The organism is Sedimentitalea arenosa, from assembly GCF_016428585.1.
Lineage (GTDB): Bacteria > Pseudomonadota > Alphaproteobacteria > Rhodobacterales > Rhodobacteraceae > Sedimentitalea > Sedimentitalea arenosa.
This window is the reverse complement of record NZ_JAELVR010000006.1, coordinates 46,073-61,883: the sequence shown is the minus strand read 5'-3', so window position 1 is coordinate 61,883 and position 15,811 is coordinate 46,073. Positions and strand designations below refer to the sequence as shown.

16 protein-coding genes, 1 tRNA gene and 1 pseudogene are annotated in these 15,811 nt (G+C 64.8%); 8 read left to right on the top strand and 10 right to left on the bottom strand.

Annotated elements, in window-relative coordinates; genetic code table 11:
* Positions 1–55: 55 nt before the first annotated feature.
* Entirely contained in the window at positions 56–688 is a 633-nt protein-coding gene (locus tag JF290_RS09930; RefSeq protein WP_199024706.1) for a class I SAM-dependent DNA methyltransferase, read from the bottom strand.
* A gap of 103 nt (positions 689–791) precedes the next feature.
* On the opposite strand from JF290_RS09930, the gene JF290_RS09925 reads away from it, so the two are divergent.
* Complete coding sequence (locus tag JF290_RS09925; protein WP_199024705.1) at positions 792–1,673, top strand: SDR family oxidoreductase; 882 nt, start codon at positions 792–794, stop codon at positions 1,671–1,673.
* On the opposite strand, the gene JF290_RS19735 is transcribed toward JF290_RS09925, so the two are convergent.
* From JF290_RS19735 to JF290_RS09885, 8 genes and pseudogenes are all read right to left on the bottom strand, one after another.
* Positions 1,655–2,278 carry a restriction endonuclease gene (locus tag JF290_RS19735; protein ID WP_328701234.1) on the bottom strand — a complete coding sequence of 208 codons (624 nt, stop codon included), beginning with the start codon at positions 2,276–2,278 and terminating at the stop codon, positions 1,655–1,657. The two genes, JF290_RS09925 and JF290_RS19735, sit on opposite strands and share 19 nt — an antisense overlap.
* A gap of 53 nt (positions 2,279–2,331) precedes the next feature.
* Positions 2,332–2,559, bottom strand: a pseudogene (locus JF290_RS19815) (winged helix-turn-helix domain-containing protein); the annotation flags it as partial.
* A 26-nt stretch (positions 2,560–2,585) separates the two neighbouring features.
* A complete protein-coding gene (gene dxs, locus JF290_RS09910) occupies positions 2,586–4,514 on the bottom strand; it encodes a 1-deoxy-D-xylulose-5-phosphate synthase (RefSeq protein WP_199024703.1) in 1,929 nt (642 codons plus the stop codon).
* 35 nt (positions 4,515–4,549) lie between these two features.
* Positions 4,550–5,380, bottom strand: a complete 831-nt coding sequence (locus tag JF290_RS09905) for a polyprenyl synthetase family protein (RefSeq protein ID WP_425503953.1) — start codon at positions 5,378–5,380, stop codon at positions 4,550–4,552.
* A gap of 36 nt (positions 5,381–5,416) precedes the next feature.
* Positions 5,417–5,659: an exodeoxyribonuclease VII small subunit gene (locus JF290_RS09900; RefSeq protein ID WP_199024701.1), complete on the bottom strand. Its 243-nt coding sequence runs from the start codon at positions 5,657–5,659 to the stop codon at positions 5,417–5,419.
* A complete protein-coding gene (locus JF290_RS09895; RefSeq protein WP_199024700.1) occupies positions 5,656–6,582 on the bottom strand; it encodes a histone deacetylase family protein in 927 nt (308 codons plus the stop codon). The genes JF290_RS09900 and JF290_RS09895 overlap by 4 nt, the downstream gene beginning before the upstream one ends.
* 65 nt (positions 6,583–6,647) lie before the next feature.
* The gene (locus JF290_RS09890) at positions 6,648–7,352 is read right to left on the bottom strand and encodes a response regulator (protein ID WP_199024699.1); all 705 of its coding nucleotides are present in this window, start codon (positions 7,350–7,352) and stop codon (positions 6,648–6,650) included.
* Positions 7,349–7,858: a MarR family winged helix-turn-helix transcriptional regulator gene (locus tag JF290_RS09885; protein ID WP_199024898.1), complete on the bottom strand. Its 510-nt coding sequence runs from the start codon at positions 7,856–7,858 to the stop codon at positions 7,349–7,351. Before JF290_RS09885 ends, JF290_RS09890 begins: the two co-directional genes overlap by 4 nt.
* Positions 7,859–8,012: 154 nt before the next feature.
* On the opposite strand from JF290_RS09885, the gene JF290_RS09880 reads away from it, so the two are divergent.
* The 3 genes from JF290_RS09880 to JF290_RS09870 all read left to right on the top strand — a co-directional run bounded on the left by JF290_RS09880 (position 8,013) and on the right by JF290_RS09870 (position 10,337).
* The gene (locus tag JF290_RS09880; RefSeq protein WP_199024698.1) at positions 8,013–8,879 is read left to right on the top strand and encodes a branched-chain amino acid aminotransferase; all 867 of its coding nucleotides are present in this window, start codon (positions 8,013–8,015) and stop codon (positions 8,877–8,879) included.
* Positions 8,880–8,918: 39 nt separating this feature from the next.
* Positions 8,919–10,175 (top strand): aminotransferase class V-fold PLP-dependent enzyme, encoded by a 1,257-nt coding sequence (locus tag JF290_RS09875; protein WP_199024697.1) that lies wholly within the window; start codon positions 8,919–8,921, stop codon positions 10,173–10,175.
* Positions 10,176–10,263: 88 nt separating this feature from the next.
* Positions 10,264–10,337 (top strand) — tRNA-Gly (locus JF290_RS09870).
* On the opposite strand, the gene bhcR is transcribed toward JF290_RS09870, so the two are convergent.
* Positions 10,306–11,175 carry an HTH-type transcriptional regulator BhcR gene (bhcR, locus tag JF290_RS09865; protein WP_199024696.1) on the bottom strand — a complete coding sequence of 290 codons (870 nt, stop codon included), beginning with the start codon at positions 11,173–11,175 and terminating at the stop codon, positions 10,306–10,308. The two genes, JF290_RS09870 and bhcR, sit on opposite strands and share 32 nt — an antisense overlap.
* 195 nt (positions 11,176–11,370) lie before the next feature.
* Between bhcR and bhcA the strand changes: the two genes are divergently transcribed.
* From bhcA to bhcD, 4 genes are all read left to right on the top strand, one after another.
* Positions 11,371–12,561 carry an L-aspartate--glyoxylate aminotransferase BhcA gene (bhcA, locus tag JF290_RS09860; protein WP_199024695.1) on the top strand — a complete coding sequence of 397 codons (1,191 nt, stop codon included), beginning with the start codon at positions 11,371–11,373 and terminating at the stop codon, positions 12,559–12,561.
* Complete coding sequence (bhcB, locus tag JF290_RS09855) at positions 12,561–13,532, top strand: beta-hydroxyaspartate dehydratase BhcB (protein ID WP_199024694.1); 972 nt, start codon at positions 12,561–12,563, stop codon at positions 13,530–13,532. The genes bhcA and bhcB overlap by 1 nt, the downstream gene beginning before the upstream one ends.
* 15 nt (positions 13,533–13,547) lie before the next feature.
* Positions 13,548–14,711: a 3-hydroxy-D-aspartate aldolase BhcC gene (bhcC, locus tag JF290_RS09850; RefSeq protein ID WP_199024693.1), complete on the top strand. Its 1,164-nt coding sequence runs from the start codon at positions 13,548–13,550 to the stop codon at positions 14,709–14,711.
* A 122-nt stretch (positions 14,712–14,833) separates the two neighbouring features.
* Positions 14,834–15,799, top strand: coding sequence for an iminosuccinate reductase BhcD (gene bhcD / locus JF290_RS09845; RefSeq protein WP_199024692.1), 966 nt, complete (start codon positions 14,834–14,836; stop codon positions 15,797–15,799).
* Positions 15,800–15,811: the final 12 nt, after the last annotated feature.

Genomic DNA, 15,811 nt, shown 5'->3' with positions numbered 1-15,811 from the left:
CTGCCCCCGTCCGCCCGCGGCGGACTCCCCCGGAGTATTTCCGCGAAGATGAAGATCAGGTCTTTTCGAAGAGGGCGATCAGGGCGATGTCGTCCTTGTGCGGACCGGCGGCGAGGTCTCCGTAGATCCGTGTTTCCTTCAGGGTGAAGGACTGGATGTTTCGGGCGCGGAGACTGTCGAACTTGTCGGCGAAACCGGCGGCCTGGAAGTGCTGCGCGTTGATCGACAGGGCGAATTGCGCGCCGTGGCGGGCGAGGCGCAGGAGTTCGTCGAGCGCGTCGGGCCCGACATGTCCGGTGGTGAACGTGCCCGATGAGACGATGCCGGAATAGCTGCCGGCCGGTGCGGGTACCCCGACGGTGAGATCCGCGGCGATCGCGTCGCGGTAGATGTCCTTGCGCATCGCCTGGTCGAGCATTTCGGCGCTGATGTCGGTCGCGTCGATCGGGCCGACTCCGAGATCGGAGAGCACGGCGCCGCAGAGCCCGGTGCCGGCGCCGACATCCAGGACCGGTCCCTGTCCGCCCGCCGCGACGAAGGCGCGGGCGGTGTGGATGTGCAGCTGGTAGTCCTCGCGTGCGGCGAAGCTGCTGTCGTAATTGCCGGCCCACTCGGCATAGAGCCGCCGAGACTCCTCCGGCGTCCGGAGCGCATAGGCGGTTTCGAGATCGGGCGTCTTGCTGGTCATGTCATCATCAAAGGCCCATTCGGAGATTCGTTCAACTGCGTGTTGTGGTCATATCGGGACGCGCGGGCTTGTATTCACCGTCGCGATTGGGGAATTAGGAGGCATGAGCGACACGCTGCTTTCCTTTGGGCACGGGTATTCCGCCCGCGCGCTGGCCAGCCGGCTGATCCCGCAGGGTTGGCGGGTAATCGGCACCACGCGGTCGCGCGACAAGCTTTCGGAGGTCGCGGCGCACGGTGCGGAGGCGCTGGTCTTTCCCTCGCAGGGTGGGTCGGACCGCGTGGCGGCGGCTCTCGCGGCGGCGACGCATCTGCTGATCTCGACCGGGCCGACCGAGGCGGGCGACCCGGTGCTGGCCGTGTTGCGCGACGAGATCGCGGCGGCGGCGCCGCGTCTGAAGTGGGTCGGGTATCTTTCGACCACCGGCGTCTATGGCGACCGTGACGGTGGCTGGGTCGATGAACAGTCCGAGCTCGTGCCGTCGACGCGGCGCGGGCAGTGGCGCAAGGCCGCCGAGGAGGCTTGGGCCTCGGTTCCGGACCTGCCGCTGCACATCTTCCGGCTGGCGGGGATCTACGGGCCCGGGCGCGGGCCGTTTTCGAAGGTGCGGGCCGGCACGGCGCGGCGGATCATCAAGGAGGGACAGGTGTTCTCGCGCATCCATGTCGAGGACATCGCGCAGGTGCTGGCGGCGTCGATCGTGCGGCCGAACCCCGGTGCCGTCTACAACCTGTGCGATGACGACCCGGCGCCGCCGCAGGACGTGATCGCCCATGCCGCGGCGCTTCTGGGCCTGCCGAACCCGCCGGCGGTGGCCTATGACGACGCCGAGATGACGCCGATGGCACGCAGTTTCTATGCCGAGACCAAGCGGGTGCGCAACGATCGGATCAAGTCGGAACTGGGCGTGACGCTGCGCTATCCGACCTATCGTGAAGGTTTGGCGGCGATGGTGGAGGCCCCGGATCAGGTGTCGGAGAAATAGTCCTCGTCCACCGAGCGCAGGACATAGGTCTTGCGCGGCCTGACACCGACCTCGTGCTTGATCATCAGGCGGGCGAGCCGGTCGCCGTTGATGAGCACGATCCGCTGCTGCACCCGCGCGACATATTCCATCGCGTCCCTCGAGAAATCGGATGTCGTGACGAAAACGCCCTTGGTGGCCCCCTCTCCGGTCAGGGACCCGACGAAGGCGTTGAGCGCGGGCCGTCCGACCTTGTTGTCCGCCGCGTAGCGCTTGGCCTGAACATAGACCGCATCCAGCCCCAGTTCGTCTTCGTTGAAGATGCCGTCGATGCCGCCGTCGCCGGTCAGGCTGGTCTGCAGGCCCCGCTCCAGATCGCCGCCGCCGTAGCCCATCGCAAGGAGCAAGTCGACGACGAGTTTCTCGAAGCGGGCCGGTGAAAGGGACAGAACCGCTTCGATCACCTCTCCTACCAGCGCGCTTTCGATCTCGCGGAAGGCGGTTTCGGCACGGATATCCGGTGTTTCGCTGTCGTCGGAGGCGACCGGAAGCGATACGGGTAACCTTTGACTGTTATACCCCTCGGGTCGTCGCGAGGCATCTTTCCAGTCCTGAAAACTATCCACTTGCGCCACACCTTGTTGTCGATGCGGCTTGGATTGATTTGCAGCATCTTCCGTCCAAACTCGGTGATTTGGTGATGGTTGCGCTTTGGAGACGTCAATAAACCAGCCTTCGACAAGTAGGTGCGAGCCCAATGGGCACGGCTGTTGAGCACCGTGACCCGCCCGCTCAGGATCAGTTCTTCGGCCTCGTTCGGAGCAATATCGAACTCTTCGATGAGCTTGGGTAGAATCTCTGCCACATTCTGGGCGCCCTCATCGAAGGCTTTCAGAACCGGGCGCATCAGGGTTTCGTAGTCGGGAACCGGCATCAGGCGCGTTTTTCTCCGATCGACGCAATTCCCAAGACCGCGAGCACCTTGGCCTCGATCTGCTCGGCGTTCATGCCGGCGACGGCGTACATGTCGTCGGGGCTGGCCTGGTCGATGAAGGTGTCGGGCAGGACCATCGAGCGGAACTTGAGGCCCGTGTCGAATACGCCCTCGTCGGCCAGCAGTTGCGCGACATGGCTGCCGAAGCCGCCGATGGCGCCTTCCTCGATGGTGATCAGCGCCTCGTGATCGCGGGCGAGACCGAGGATCAGGTCGCGGTCGAGCGGTTTGGCGAAGCGCGCGTCGGCGATGGTGGGCGTGATGCCCTTGGCGGCGAGCGCTTCGGCGGCCTTCTGGACCTGCGCGAGACGGGTGCCGAAGGACAGCAGCGCGACGCGCTTGCCCTGCTGGATCATCCGGCCCTTGCCGATGTCCAGCACGTCAGGGGTTTCGGGCAGTTCCACGCCGACACCTTCGCCGCGGGGATAGCGGAAGGCGATGGGACCCGCGTCATGCGCGGCCGCCGTCGCGACCATGTGCACCAGTTCGGCCTCGTCCGCCGCCGCCATCACGGTGAAGCCCGGCAGGTTGGCGAGATAGGCGATATCGAAGGCGCCGGCGTGGGTCGCGCCGTCGGCGCCGACCAGCCCTGCCCGGTCGATCGCGAAGCGGACCGGCAGGCGCTGGATCGCCACGTCATGCACCACCTGATCATAACCGCGTTGCAGGAAGGTCGAATACATCGTGCAGAAGGGCTTCATCCCGCCGGCGGCGAGGGCGGCGGAAAAGGTCACGCCGTGCTGCTCGGCGATCCCGACGTCGAAACAGCGGCTGGGGAAGCGTTCGGCAAAGAGGTTCAGCCCGGTCCCGTCAGGCATTGCGGCGGTGACGGCGACGATCTTGTCGTCCTTGGCCGCGAGCTGGGTCAGGGTCTTGCCGAAGACACTGGTGTAGCTGGGCGCGTTGCTGGGCGCCTTTTTCTGCTCGCCGGTCACGACGTTGAACTTGGCCGTGGCATGGCCCTTGTCGCGGGCCTCCTCGGCGGGTCCGTATCCCTTGCCCTTCTTGGTCAGGACGTGAATCAGGATCGGACCCGTCGCCCGGGCCTTGACGGTGCGCAGGACCGGCAGAAGCTGGGACATGTCATGCCCGTCGATCGGGCCGACATAGGAAAAGCCCAGCTGTTCGAAGAGCGTGCCCCCCACCGCCATGCCCTTGAGCATGTCCTTGGCGCGCCGCGCGCCTTCGCGGAACGGTTCAGGCAGCAACGAGACCGCGCCCTTGGCGGCGGCCTTGAAGTCCTGGAAGGGCTCCTCTGCATACAGGCGGGACAAGTAGGAAGACATGGCCCCAACCGGCTGCGCGATGCTCATCTCGTTGTCGTTCAGGATGACGATCAGGCGTTTCCTGAGGTGGCCGGCATTGTTCATCGCCTCATAGGCCATGCCCGCGCTCATCGCGCCGTCGCCGATGACGGCGATGGCGTCGCCCAGCCCCTCGGGCGTCACGCCGCCCAGATCGCGCGCGACGGCAAAGCCGAGGGCGGCGCTGATCGAGGTGCTGGAATGGGCCGCGCCGAACGGGTCATAGGGCGACTCGCTGCGCTTGGTGAAGCCGCTGAGCCCGTCCTTCATACGCAGGGTGCGGATACGGTCGCGGCGCTCGGTCAGGATCTTGTGCGGATAGCACTGGTGTCCGACGTCCCAGACCAGCTTGTCGCGCGGCGTATCGAACACCGCGTGCAGTGCCACGGTCAGTTCGACCACGCCCAGGCCGGCGCCGAGATGCCCGCCGGTGACGGAGACGGCAGAGATGGTTTCCGAGCGCAATTCGCCCGCCAGTTGGGTGAGCTGTGTGTCGCTCAGCCGCTTCAGGTCCGCCGGGCGGGTCACCTGGTCGAGCAGTGGCGTCTGCGGTCTGTCGGGCATCATCGCCTCCGTTCGGTCCGGGTCGGTCGGTCCGGTCAGTTGTCGCGCGCAATAACGAACTGGGCGGCCTCGCGCAAGGTTTCCGCCCCGGTGCCGTAGGGATCGAGCGCGGCGCAAGCTTGTTCCACCAGCTCCGACGCGCGCCGCTTTGCCGCCGCAAGACCCAGCAGCGACACGAAGGTCGCCTTGCCCGCCTCGGCATCTTTCTGCAGGCGTTTGCCGGCTTTCGTTGCGTCGCCCTCCACATCCAAGATGTCGTCGGCGATCTGAAAGGCAAGGCCGAGTGCCTGCGCATAGCGGCTGAGCGGGGTCGTATCTGCCTCGGCGAGGCGGGCTCCGGCGCAGGCGGCCCATTCGATCAGCGCGCCGGTCTTGCCGGCCTGCAGCGCCGTGATCTGCGCGAGCGTCAGCGGCGCATCGGCGGTTTCGGCCGCCATGTCGAGCGCCTGCCCCAGCACCATGCCCCGCGCCCCGGCCGCCTGTGCGAGGCTGAGCGCGAGATCGGCGCGCACCGGAGCGGGGCCGGTCTCGGGCCGCGCGACCAGTTCGAAGGCCAGGCTGTGCAGCGCGTCACCGACCAGCACGGCGGTGCCGTCATCCCATTTCACATGCACCGTGGGGCGGCCGCGCCGCAGGTCGTCATCGTCCATGCAGGGCAAGTCGTCATGCACCAGCGAATAGGCGTGCAACGCTTCGATCGCGGAAGCAGGCCAGATCGCCCGGTCGGGGCCGATGCCGTGCAGACGCGCGCTTTCCAGAACGAGGAAGCCGCGCAGCCGCTTGCCGCCCTCGGTGGCATAACCCATGCCCTGCACGATGGGCACCTGCTCCAGCCCCGCAAGGACCGTCGCGAACTGCGCTTCGATCCGTTGCGCAGCCTCCGTCAGCTGTGTCGTGAACACTTAGAGCCCGTCGACGGGGGTCGTTCCGGTCGGGTTGCCGTCGCCGTCCAGCGTGATCGCGGCGACCTTTTCCTCGGCGCGCTTCAACTCGTCCTCGCAGCGCTTCTTCAGCGCCGCCCCGCGTTCATAGAGCGCGATCGACTCGTTCAGGGACACGTCACCGCGTTCGAGCCGGTCGACCACCGAATCCAGCTCCTTCATCGCCTGTTCGAAACTCATCTCGGAAACGGGGGTGTCGGTCATCTGGCGGCCTTCATCAATTCCTGCACATGCGCCCGCGCCGACGCGGACAGGGCGTTCAGATCATAGCCGCCTTCCAGAGTCGAGACCACCCGACCCTCGCACAGTTCGTCGGCCAGCTTGCACAGCTCGGCGGTGATCCAGGCGAAATCCTCGACCTGCCATTCGAGATTGGCGAGCGGGTCATCTGCATGGGCGTCGAATCCGGCCGAGATCACGATCAGTTCTGGTTTGAAGGCGCGCAGGCGCGGAAAGGCGTGGGTTTCCCATTCGCGGCGCATGTGCGACCCGTCCGATCCCGGCGGCAGCGGGATGTTGACGACATTGTCGAAGGCCCCGGTCTCGTGCGCCTGCCCGGTGCCAGGAAACAGCGGGATCTGCTGGCTGCTTATGAAAAGCGTGCGGCGTTCCTCCCACAGGATATCCTGGGTGCCGTTGCCGTGATGGACGTCGAAATCGACCACCGCGACGCGGCTGAGGCCGTGATGGTCAAGCGCGTGTTTCGCGGCCAGCGCCGCATTGCCGAACAGGCAGAACCCCATCGCGGTATCGGTCTCGGCATGATGGCCCGGCGGGCGCACGGCGGCGAAGGCGTTGGGCGCGTCGCCGCCCAGCACCATGTCGACCGCCCGGACGGCGGCACCGGCGCCCCGGAAGGCCGCGTCGAGCGAACCGGGCGACAGCCAGGTGTCGCCATCGACGGCACGCAACCCGTCAGTCGGTGCGGCGGCCCTGAGCCCGGCGAGATAGGAGGCCGGGTGAATGCGCAGAATGTCATCTTCGGCCGCCATCGGGGCAGACACCCTGTTCAGGTCCAGCGGCTCCAATGCGTTGAGCAAGTGTTCGAGCCGCGCGACACGTTCGGGGTGGCCGTCCGGGGTGACATGGCCCAAGCATTCGGCATGGCTGATCAAGGCTGTCTTCATCACTGTCCCCTCTCGGTCTGTTCAAGCGTGTTCAGGCCACAGGCGACCACGCCCCGGCCGCCGGGTCAATCCGGCGCCAGCATGTATCCGGCGCCGCGCACCGTCTGAAGGTAGCGGGGCTGTTTCGGGTCGGCCTCGATCTTGCGCCTGAGGCGGGTGATCTGCACGTCGACCGCTCGTTCCTGCGCCTGGTCGCGGTCGCGGCCCAAATCCTCCACCAGCTTGTTGCGGCTGACCGGTTCGCCCGGACAGGCCGCGAAGATCTTCATCAGCTGGCTTTCGGTCGCGGTCAGGCGCACCCGTTCCTCGCCCTGCCACATCTCGCCGCGTTCGATGTCATAGCGGATTGCGCCGAGATGCAGGATCTTCGGCGCGGTCTCGGCGGCGGGGGTCTCGGGCATCCGGCGCAGAATCGCGTTGATCCTGAGTAGAAGTTCCTTGGGTTCGAACGGCTTGGCGAGGTAGTCGTCCGCCCCGGCCTCGAGCCCGGCAATCCGGTGTTCGGTCTCGCCGCGTGCCGTCAGCAGCAGGATCGGGGTGGACTGCGTCTCGCGCAGGCTGCGGGTCAGGCTGACGCCATCCTCGCCCGGCATCATCACGTCCATCACGATCAGGTCGAAATCGAGCCCCGACAGAACCCTGCGGGCATGTGCCGCATCGCGCGCGGCCGTGACGAGAAATCCCTGGCGCACGAGGAATTTCTTCAGAAGGTCCCGGATGCGTTCGTCGTCGTCGACGATCAGAAGGTGAGCGTCCATTTCCTGTGTCATGATCCGTCCCGCAATCTGACATAGGCGCGGCGCATATCGTTGTCCATCATCGCCTCGAGCACCTGTTTGAATCCGGCAACGGCCTCGGGCCCGGCATCGCGATAGGCCGCGCGCATTCGTGCCCTCTGGGCGTCGCTCAGCTGGCTTTCCAGGGCGCGGCCGGCATCCGTCAGGTAGAGATGACGCTCGCGCTTGTCGCTGGTGCCGACGCGGCTTTCCACCAGCCCGTCGGCGATCAGCGTCCGCAGCACCCGGTTCAGCGACTGCTTGGTGACGCCGAGGATCGCCAGAAGATTGTTGACGGTGGTGCCCGGCGCGCGGTTGATGAAATGGATCGCCCGGTGATGCGCGCGCCCATAGGCGAGGTCGGCCAGGATGCGGTCGGGATCGGCGGTGAAACCGCGATAGGCGAAAAACATCGCCTCGATCCCCTGCCGAAGCTGTTCGTCTGTCAGAAACAGAAGGCTTTCGCCCATGTTGCCTTGCGTCATGCGCCCTTCGGACATGCTTGCCTCATCCCTGATTTCGAACAGCATATGTCAGCCTTGTTGACATTCCAAGAGTGAAGCGGTATCGAATCGCAGTTTCGGCGCAATTAAATGACCGGTTCGGACATAATCGCGCAACAAATGAAAACCGCAGGACCTCGGAGGATGAGAGATGTCTAGGTATGACGACCGCGACGGCCAGATCTGGATGGATGGCAAGATGATCGAATGGCGGGATGCCAACGTGCACATCCTGACCCATGCGATGCACTATGCCAGCTCGGTCTTCGAGGGTGAGCGCGCCTATAACGGCAAGATCTTCAAGTCGCGCGAACATTCCGAGCGGCTGCGCCGGTCTGCCCAGATGATCGATTTCGAGATCCCCTATACCGTCGACGAAATCGAGGCCGCCAAGGCCGAGGTTTTGGCTGCAAGCGGGCTCAAGGACGCCTATGTGCGTGCCGTCGCGTGGCGCGGCGCGGGCGAGGACATGGGCGTCGCCTCGGCACGCAACCCGGTGCGGATGGCGATCGCGGCCTGGGAATGGGGCGCCTATTACGGTGACGCCAAGATGAAGGGCGCCAAGCTCGACATCTCCAAGTGGAAGCGGCCGAGCCCCGAGACCATCCCGTCCCATGCCAAGGCGGCGGGACTCTACATGATCTGCACCATGTCCAAACATGCGGCCGAAGCCAAAGGCTGCAGCGACGCGATGATGTTCGATTATCGCGGCTACGTGGCCGAGGCGACCGGGGCGAACATTTTCTTCGTCAAGGACGGCGAAGTGCACACGCCCGACCCGGATTGTTTCCTCAACGGGATCACCCGGCAGACCGTGATCGGGATGCTGAAGGAGCGCCAGGTCAAGGTGCACGAGCGCCACATCATGCCCGAGGAACTGGAAGGGTTCGAGCAGTGCTGGCTGACCGGCACGGCGGCAGAGGTCACGCCTGTGGGCCAGATCGGCGACTACAATTTCGAGGTCGGCGCGCTGACCCGCGAGATCGCCCAATCCTATGAAAAGCTGGTGCGCGACTGACCCGTCGCGCGCCCGCGCCCTGCAAGGACTGCCCAAACCATGTTGACCGACCGCCCCGGCCTGATCGACCAGGTCCGAGACCGCTTTGCCCATGTCGAAGCCTGCCCCTTTACCGGGCCGCGCATCTTTTTCGAGAACGCCGGAGGCGCGCTGACGCTCAAGTCGGTTGTGCAGACCTCGGCCGACTTCGCTGGCTATCCCGACAACCAGGGGCGGGACAATCCCGCGTCGCGCGCCTTGATGGCGGCAATCGCCAAGGGCAAGGCCGACGCGCGTCTGCTGTTCAATGCGCCCGAGGGGCAGGTGTTCGTGGGCGAGAGCGGCACCGAGGTTTTGTTCCGTCTCGTGCGCACCGCGGCCCTGGGCGCGGCGGAGGGCGGTACGATGCTGGGCAGTACGCTCGAACATCCCGCCTCGCGCAGTGCGATGGCGCGGTGGGCCGAGGTGACGGGGCGCCCGCACCTGCTAGCGCACCATGACGACGCCAGCGGGACGGTCGGACTGGATGCCTATCTGCCGCATATCACGTCCGATTTGCGGGTCGCCACCATCGTGCAGACCTCGCCGGTGACCGGCATCGGGGTGGACATCGTGCCGATCATCCGCGCGATCCGCGAGCGGGCCCCCGACTGTTTCATCGTGGTCGACGGCATCCAGCATGCAAGTCATGGTGCGATCGACATCGCCGCCTATGACATCGACGGGTACGCGGTGTCGCCCTACAAGCTGTTCTCGCGCCATGGCTACGGCATTGGCTGGGCTTCGGACCGCCTGACCGCCTGTCCGAAGGAAACCGTCATCGGCGGGGCGCCGAGCAACTGGGAGCAGGGTACGCGCGACGCCGGAAGCTATGCGACCTTTTCCGACGTGGTGGCGTATTTCGACTGGCTGGGCTCGCAGTTCACCGACAGCGGCGATGCGCGCAAGCGGGTCGAGGCGGCAGCTGCGGCGATCCATGCACATGAGCAGCGCCTGATCGATGCGATGATGCATGGCACGGGCAACCAGGCGGGTCTTGCGGACATCCCCGGAGTCAGCGTCATCGCCGGCGTCGACAACCCGGCGCGGGAGGGCGTGGTGTCCTTGACGCTCGACCGGATGGAGCCCGAAGCGCTGGTGCGCTTCCTGAACGCCCACGGGGTGCGCACGCATATCCGGCTGAACGACCATTACTGCGGCAATATCCTGGGGCCGCTCGGGCTGGAGGCCTGCGTGCGCGTGTCGATCAGCCACTACAACACCGAGGCGGAAGTCAGGAGCTTTCTCGCCGCGATGACCGCGGCGGCGACCGGTTGACTGCGTAAAACAGGTGATTTCGGCCCGATCGGAGCGGCACTGGTTCTTGACGCCGCTTGCGGCATGACCTATGCAGCGATCTACCCGAGCGGGTATAGCTTAATGGTAAAGCTCCTGCCTTCCAAGCAGATTATGTCGGTTCGATTCCGTCTACCCGCTCCAGGTTGTCCACATCGGTGACCGCAGATGCGCCGGGCGCGCCCAGCCCGCGTGACACCTTGTCTGCGGCGTCCTTGACCAGTTGGCCGATCCGGTCGATCTGGTCTTCGGGCATCCGCTGGGTGGGGCCAGACACCGACAATCCCGCAACCGCCTCGCCATAGAGGTTGACGATCGTGGCGGCGACGCAGCGCATCCCTATGGCTTTCTCTTCGTCATCGAAGGCGAATCCGCGCGCCCGAGAAACGGCGAGATCTGCACGCAGAGTCTCGGGATCCGTGACCGTCTTGCCGGTGAAGCGGGTGAGGGGATGGCGGGAAAGGAAGCGGTCGAATGCGTCGGGGGCGAGTTGGCTCAGCAGTGCCTTGCCGATGCCGGAGGCGTGCATCGGTGACAGGGTGCCGGGCGGAAAGAACGCGCGGATCGCTTCGTGAGTCTCGACCTGACCGACGAACATCACGTCGCCCTGTTTCTGGATGCCGAGATTCGACGTTTCGCCGGTGGCTTCCATCAGGTCGCGCATCGCGGGGCGGCTGCGCTCGACGACGCTGCTGCGCCTGAGAAAGGCCGAGCCCAGCCGAAAGGCCGCCGCGCCGACATGCCAGGTCTGGGTGGCCGCGTCGATCTCGGCGAAATCGCGCGCTTCCAGCGTGGAGAGGACCCGATACATGGTCGCGGGGGATTGATCGAGCGTTTCGGCGACCTCGGTCAGGGTCAGCCCGCTGCCGGTCGCCAGCGCCTCGAGCACTTCGAGCGCCCGGTCAAGCGACTGGATCGTGTTCTGCGACTGCTTGCTGTCGAAAGCTTTCGGTCGGCCCTTGCGGCGAATGGTTGGGGGCATCGGGCGGGGTTCCGTGGTGGTTTCGGGCACAGGGAATTTTTAACATGAAATCAAATTCCATCCAATGAAAAAAGCAAACTATTGATTGCAAATATAATTTCTTTTCCTACAAAAAATGAAAAACTTTTTCAAAAAAATTTCCTTCCGGCTCTCTTTTAGCTATGGTCTTGGAGACCGTCAGAGGAGGACGCTGCCATGAGCTATCAGAATCCCGTTTTCATACCCGGGCCGACAAACATGCCCGAGACCCTGCGCAAGGCGTGCGACATGGGCACCATCGACCACCGCTCGCCGGTGTTCGGGAAGATCCTGCACCCGTGCCTCGACGGTGTGCGCAAGGTTCTGAAATCCGAACAGGCCAAGGTGTTCATCTTTCCGTCGACCGGCACTGGGGGCTGGGAAACCGCGCTCACCAACACCCTGTCCGCAGGCGACGGCATTCTGGCCGCGCGCAACGGTATGTTCAGCCATCGGTGGATCGACATGTGCCAGCGGCATGGTCTGGATGTCACCATCATCGACACGCCCTGGGGGCAGGGTCTGCCCGCCGACCGCTACGAGGAGGTCCTGAAGGCCGACACGGGACACCGGATCAAGGCGGTACTGGCAACCCATAACGAGACAGCCACCGGCGTGAAATCGGATATCGCCGCGGTGCGGCGTGCGCTGGATGCGGCAAACCACCCGGCATTGCTGTTCGTGGATGGCGTCAGTTCGATCGCGTCGATGGATTTCCGCATGGACGAATGGGGTGTCGATGTCGCCGTCACCGGTAGTCAGAAGGGCTTCATGCTGCCTCCCGGGCTTGCAATCGTCGGCTTCAGTCAGAAGGCGATTGCCGCGACCATGACCGGTACGCTGCCACGAACCTTCTTCGATATTCGCGACATGACCAAGGGCTATGACGCCAATGCCTATCCCTACACGCCGCCCGTCGGGTTGATGAACGGCCTGAAACTGTCGCTCGACATGCTGCTCGAGGAAGGGCTGGAGAACGTGTTCGCTCGCCATCATCGCATCGCTGAGGGCGTGCGCCGGGCGGTGTCGGCATGGGGGCTGGAGCTTTGCGCCGTGTCGCCTGACCTCTACTCAGACACCGTGTCCGCCGTTCGCACGCCGGACGGGTTCAACGCCACGGATATCGTTACCCGCGCGGCCAGCGAATATGGTATGGCGTTCGGAGTGGGTCTCGGCGACGTGGCGGGCAAGGTCTTCCGTATTGGCCACCTCGGCAGCCTGACCGATGCGATGATGCTGTCGGGTCTCGCCACGGCCGAGATGGTGATGGTCGACCTCGGGCTGGATATCAAGCTGGGCTCGGGCGTCGCGGCGGCGCAGGACTATTATCGCCACGGGTCCGGCACCGCAGCGAAGGCGGCCGCATGATGAAGGATACGGCAGAGATGTATATACCGACTCTCGAGGACATGCTGGCCGCGCATGAGCGGATCAAGCCCCATATTCACCGCACGCCGGTTCTGACCTCGTCCTATTTCAATGACCTGACCGGGGCGGAGTTGTTCTTCAAATGCGAGAACTTCCAGAAGGCCGGTGCGTTCAAGGTGCGCGGTGCCAGCAATGCGGTGTTCGGGCTGAGCGAGGTCGATGCGGCCAAGGGGGTGTGCACGCATTCCTCGGGCAACCACGCCTTGTCGTTGTCCTATGCGGCGGGTCGGCGCGGTATTCCCTGCAACGTGGTGATGCCGCGCACCGCGCCCGAGGCCAAGAAGGCGGCGGTGCGGGGCTATGGCGGCACGATCACCGAATGTGAGCCGTCGACCAGCAGCCGCGAGGCGGTGTTCGCTGAGGTGCAGGCCAAGACAGGCGGGGATTTCGTGCATCCCTACAACGACCCGCGGGTGATCGCCGGGCAGGGCACCTGTTCGCGCGAGTTGCTGGAGCAGACCGACGGCCTTGACGCGGTGATCGCCCCGATCGGCGGCGGCGGCATGATTTCCGGCACCTGCCTGACCCTGTCCAACCTGGCGCCCGAGGTGAAGATCTATGCCGCGGAGCCGGAACAGGCGGATGATGCCTACCGCAGTTTCAAGGCCGGCCACATCATCGCGGACGATGCGCCGGAAACGGTCGCGGATGGGTTGAAAGTGCCGCTGAAGGACCTGACCTGGCATTTCGTCAGCAATCACGTGACCGACATCTTCACCGCCTCCGAGCAGGAGATCATCGACGCGATGAAGCTGACCTGGCAGCGGATGAAGATCGTGATGGAACCGAGTTGCGCCGTGCCGCTGGCGACGATCCTGAAGAACCGGGACGTCTTCGCCGGCGAGCGCGTCGGCGTGGTGATAACCGGCGGCAATGTCGATCTCGACAAGCTGCCCTGGATGAAGAGCTGAACTGGGAGAGAACCAATGAACGCACCGACGAATTTCGACAATCTCGAAGTGGGCTATGACGTGCCGGCCCTTCCCGGCATGGATGAAAAAGACATCCAGACGCCCTGTCTGATCCTCGATCTGGACGCCCTGGAGCGCAATATCAAGAAGATGGGCGACTATGCCCGCGCGCACGGGATGCGCCACCGCGTGCACGGAAAGATGCACAAGTCCGTCGATGTGGCCAAGTTGCAGGAAGAGCTTGGCGGGGCCTGCGGGGTCTGTTGTCAGAAGGTAAGCGAGGCCGAGGTGTTTGCCCGCGGCGGCATCAAGGACGTGATGGTGTCCAACCAGGTGACCGACCTGGCCAAGATCGACCGGCTGGCGCGGATGCCCAAGCTGGGCGCACGGGTTCTATGCTGTGTCGACGACCCCGAAAACGTCAAGGACCTGTCCGCAGCGGCGGTGAAGCATGGCACCGAGATCGAGGCGCTGGTCGAAATCGATTGTGGCGCGGGGCGCTGCGGTGTCACCACGACACAGGACGTTGTCAACATCGCCAAGCTGATCGATGCGGCACCGGGGCTGAAATTCGCCGGTATCCAGGCCTACCAGGGCGCGATGCAGCACATGGACAGCTACGAGGACCGCAAGGCCAAGCTGGATGTGGCAGTGGCGCAGGTCGCCGATGCGATCCAGGGTCTGAAGGCTGTGGGACTGGAATGCGATATCGTCGGCGGTGGCGGTACCGGGTCGTACTACTTCGAGAGCAATTCGGGTGTGTACAACGAACTGCAATGCGGCTCCTACGCGTTCATGGATGCGGATTACGGACGGATTCTCGACAAGGATGGCAAGCGTATCGATCAGGGCGAATGGGAGAACGCGCTATTCATCCTGACCACCGTGATGAGCCATGCCAAGGCCGACAAGGCGATCGTGGATGCCGGGCTCAAGGCGCAGTCGGTGGACAGCGGGTTGCCGACGATCTACGGGCGGGACGACGTGGAATACCTCAAGTGTTCGGATGAGCACGGCGTTGTCGCGGACCCCGAGGGCGTGCTGAAGGTCAATGACAAGTTGCGCCTGGTGCCGGGACATTGCGACCCGACCTGCAACGTGCACGACTGGTATGTCGGCGTGCGGGGCGGCAAGGTCGAAACCCTTTGGCCGGTGTCGGCGCGCGGCAAGGCGTATTGAACAGGTTCGGATCGCTGGCGTGATCCGACAGGCCGGGGGCAGTCTGCCCCCGGACCCCCGAGAGTATTTTTGCAAAGATGAAGACCGGTCGTCTGTCGACCGGTGTGCCAGGGAGACCCATGATGCTGATCGTACCGGAGCGCGAGATCGCCGACCTGATGACGCGCGAAGCGGCGTTCGAGGCCGTCGAGAAGGTGTTCGCTGCCATGGCGGCGGGCGAGGCGCGAAACTTTCCCGTGGTCCGCGAGGCGCTCGGACATGAAGAGGCGCTCTATGGCTTCAAGGGCGGATTCGACGGCGCGGGGTTGACGCTCGGTCTGAAGGCCGGAGGGTATTGGCCCCACAACCTGGAACGGCGGGGCCTGATCAATCACCAGTCCACGGTCTTCCTGTTCGATCCCGATACCGGGATGGTCAGGGCAATGGTCGGGGGTAACCTGCTGACCGCCCTGCGCACGGCGGCGGCGTCGTCGGTGTCGATCCGGCATCTGGCGCGGCCCGATGCCAAGGTGATCGGCATGATCGGGGCGGGCCACCAGGCGACCTTCCAGCTGCGCGCGGCGCTGGAGCAGCGCGGTTTCGAGAAGGTGATCGGCTGGAACTATCATCCCGAGATGCTGCCCAATATCGAGAAAGTGGCCGCTGAGGCCGGCCTTCCCTTCGAGGCGGTCGAGTTGGACGGGATGCGGGCGGCGGACGTCATCATCTCGATCACATCGGCCTTTGCGCCCTCGCTGATGGCCGATCACGTGAGTCCGGGAACCCATGTCGCCTGCATGGGAACCGATACCAAGGGCAAGCAGGAAGTCGAGGCGGCGTTGCTGGCGCGCGCCACGGTCTTTACGGACGAGGTCGCGCAATCCGTCAGTCTGGGTGAAGCGCAGCATGCCGTGGCCGAGGGACTGATCGCCGAGACCGACCTGATCCAGATCGGCGAGGTCATCAACGGAACGCATCTTGGACGGACCGACGCGCAGGAAATCACCGTGTTCGATGGGACCGGTGTCGGACTTCAGGACCTCGCCGTCGCGTCCGCCGTGGTCGACCTGGCGGTGGAACAGGGCGTCGCCATCGAGGTGGATTTCTGAGATCGAGGCGCG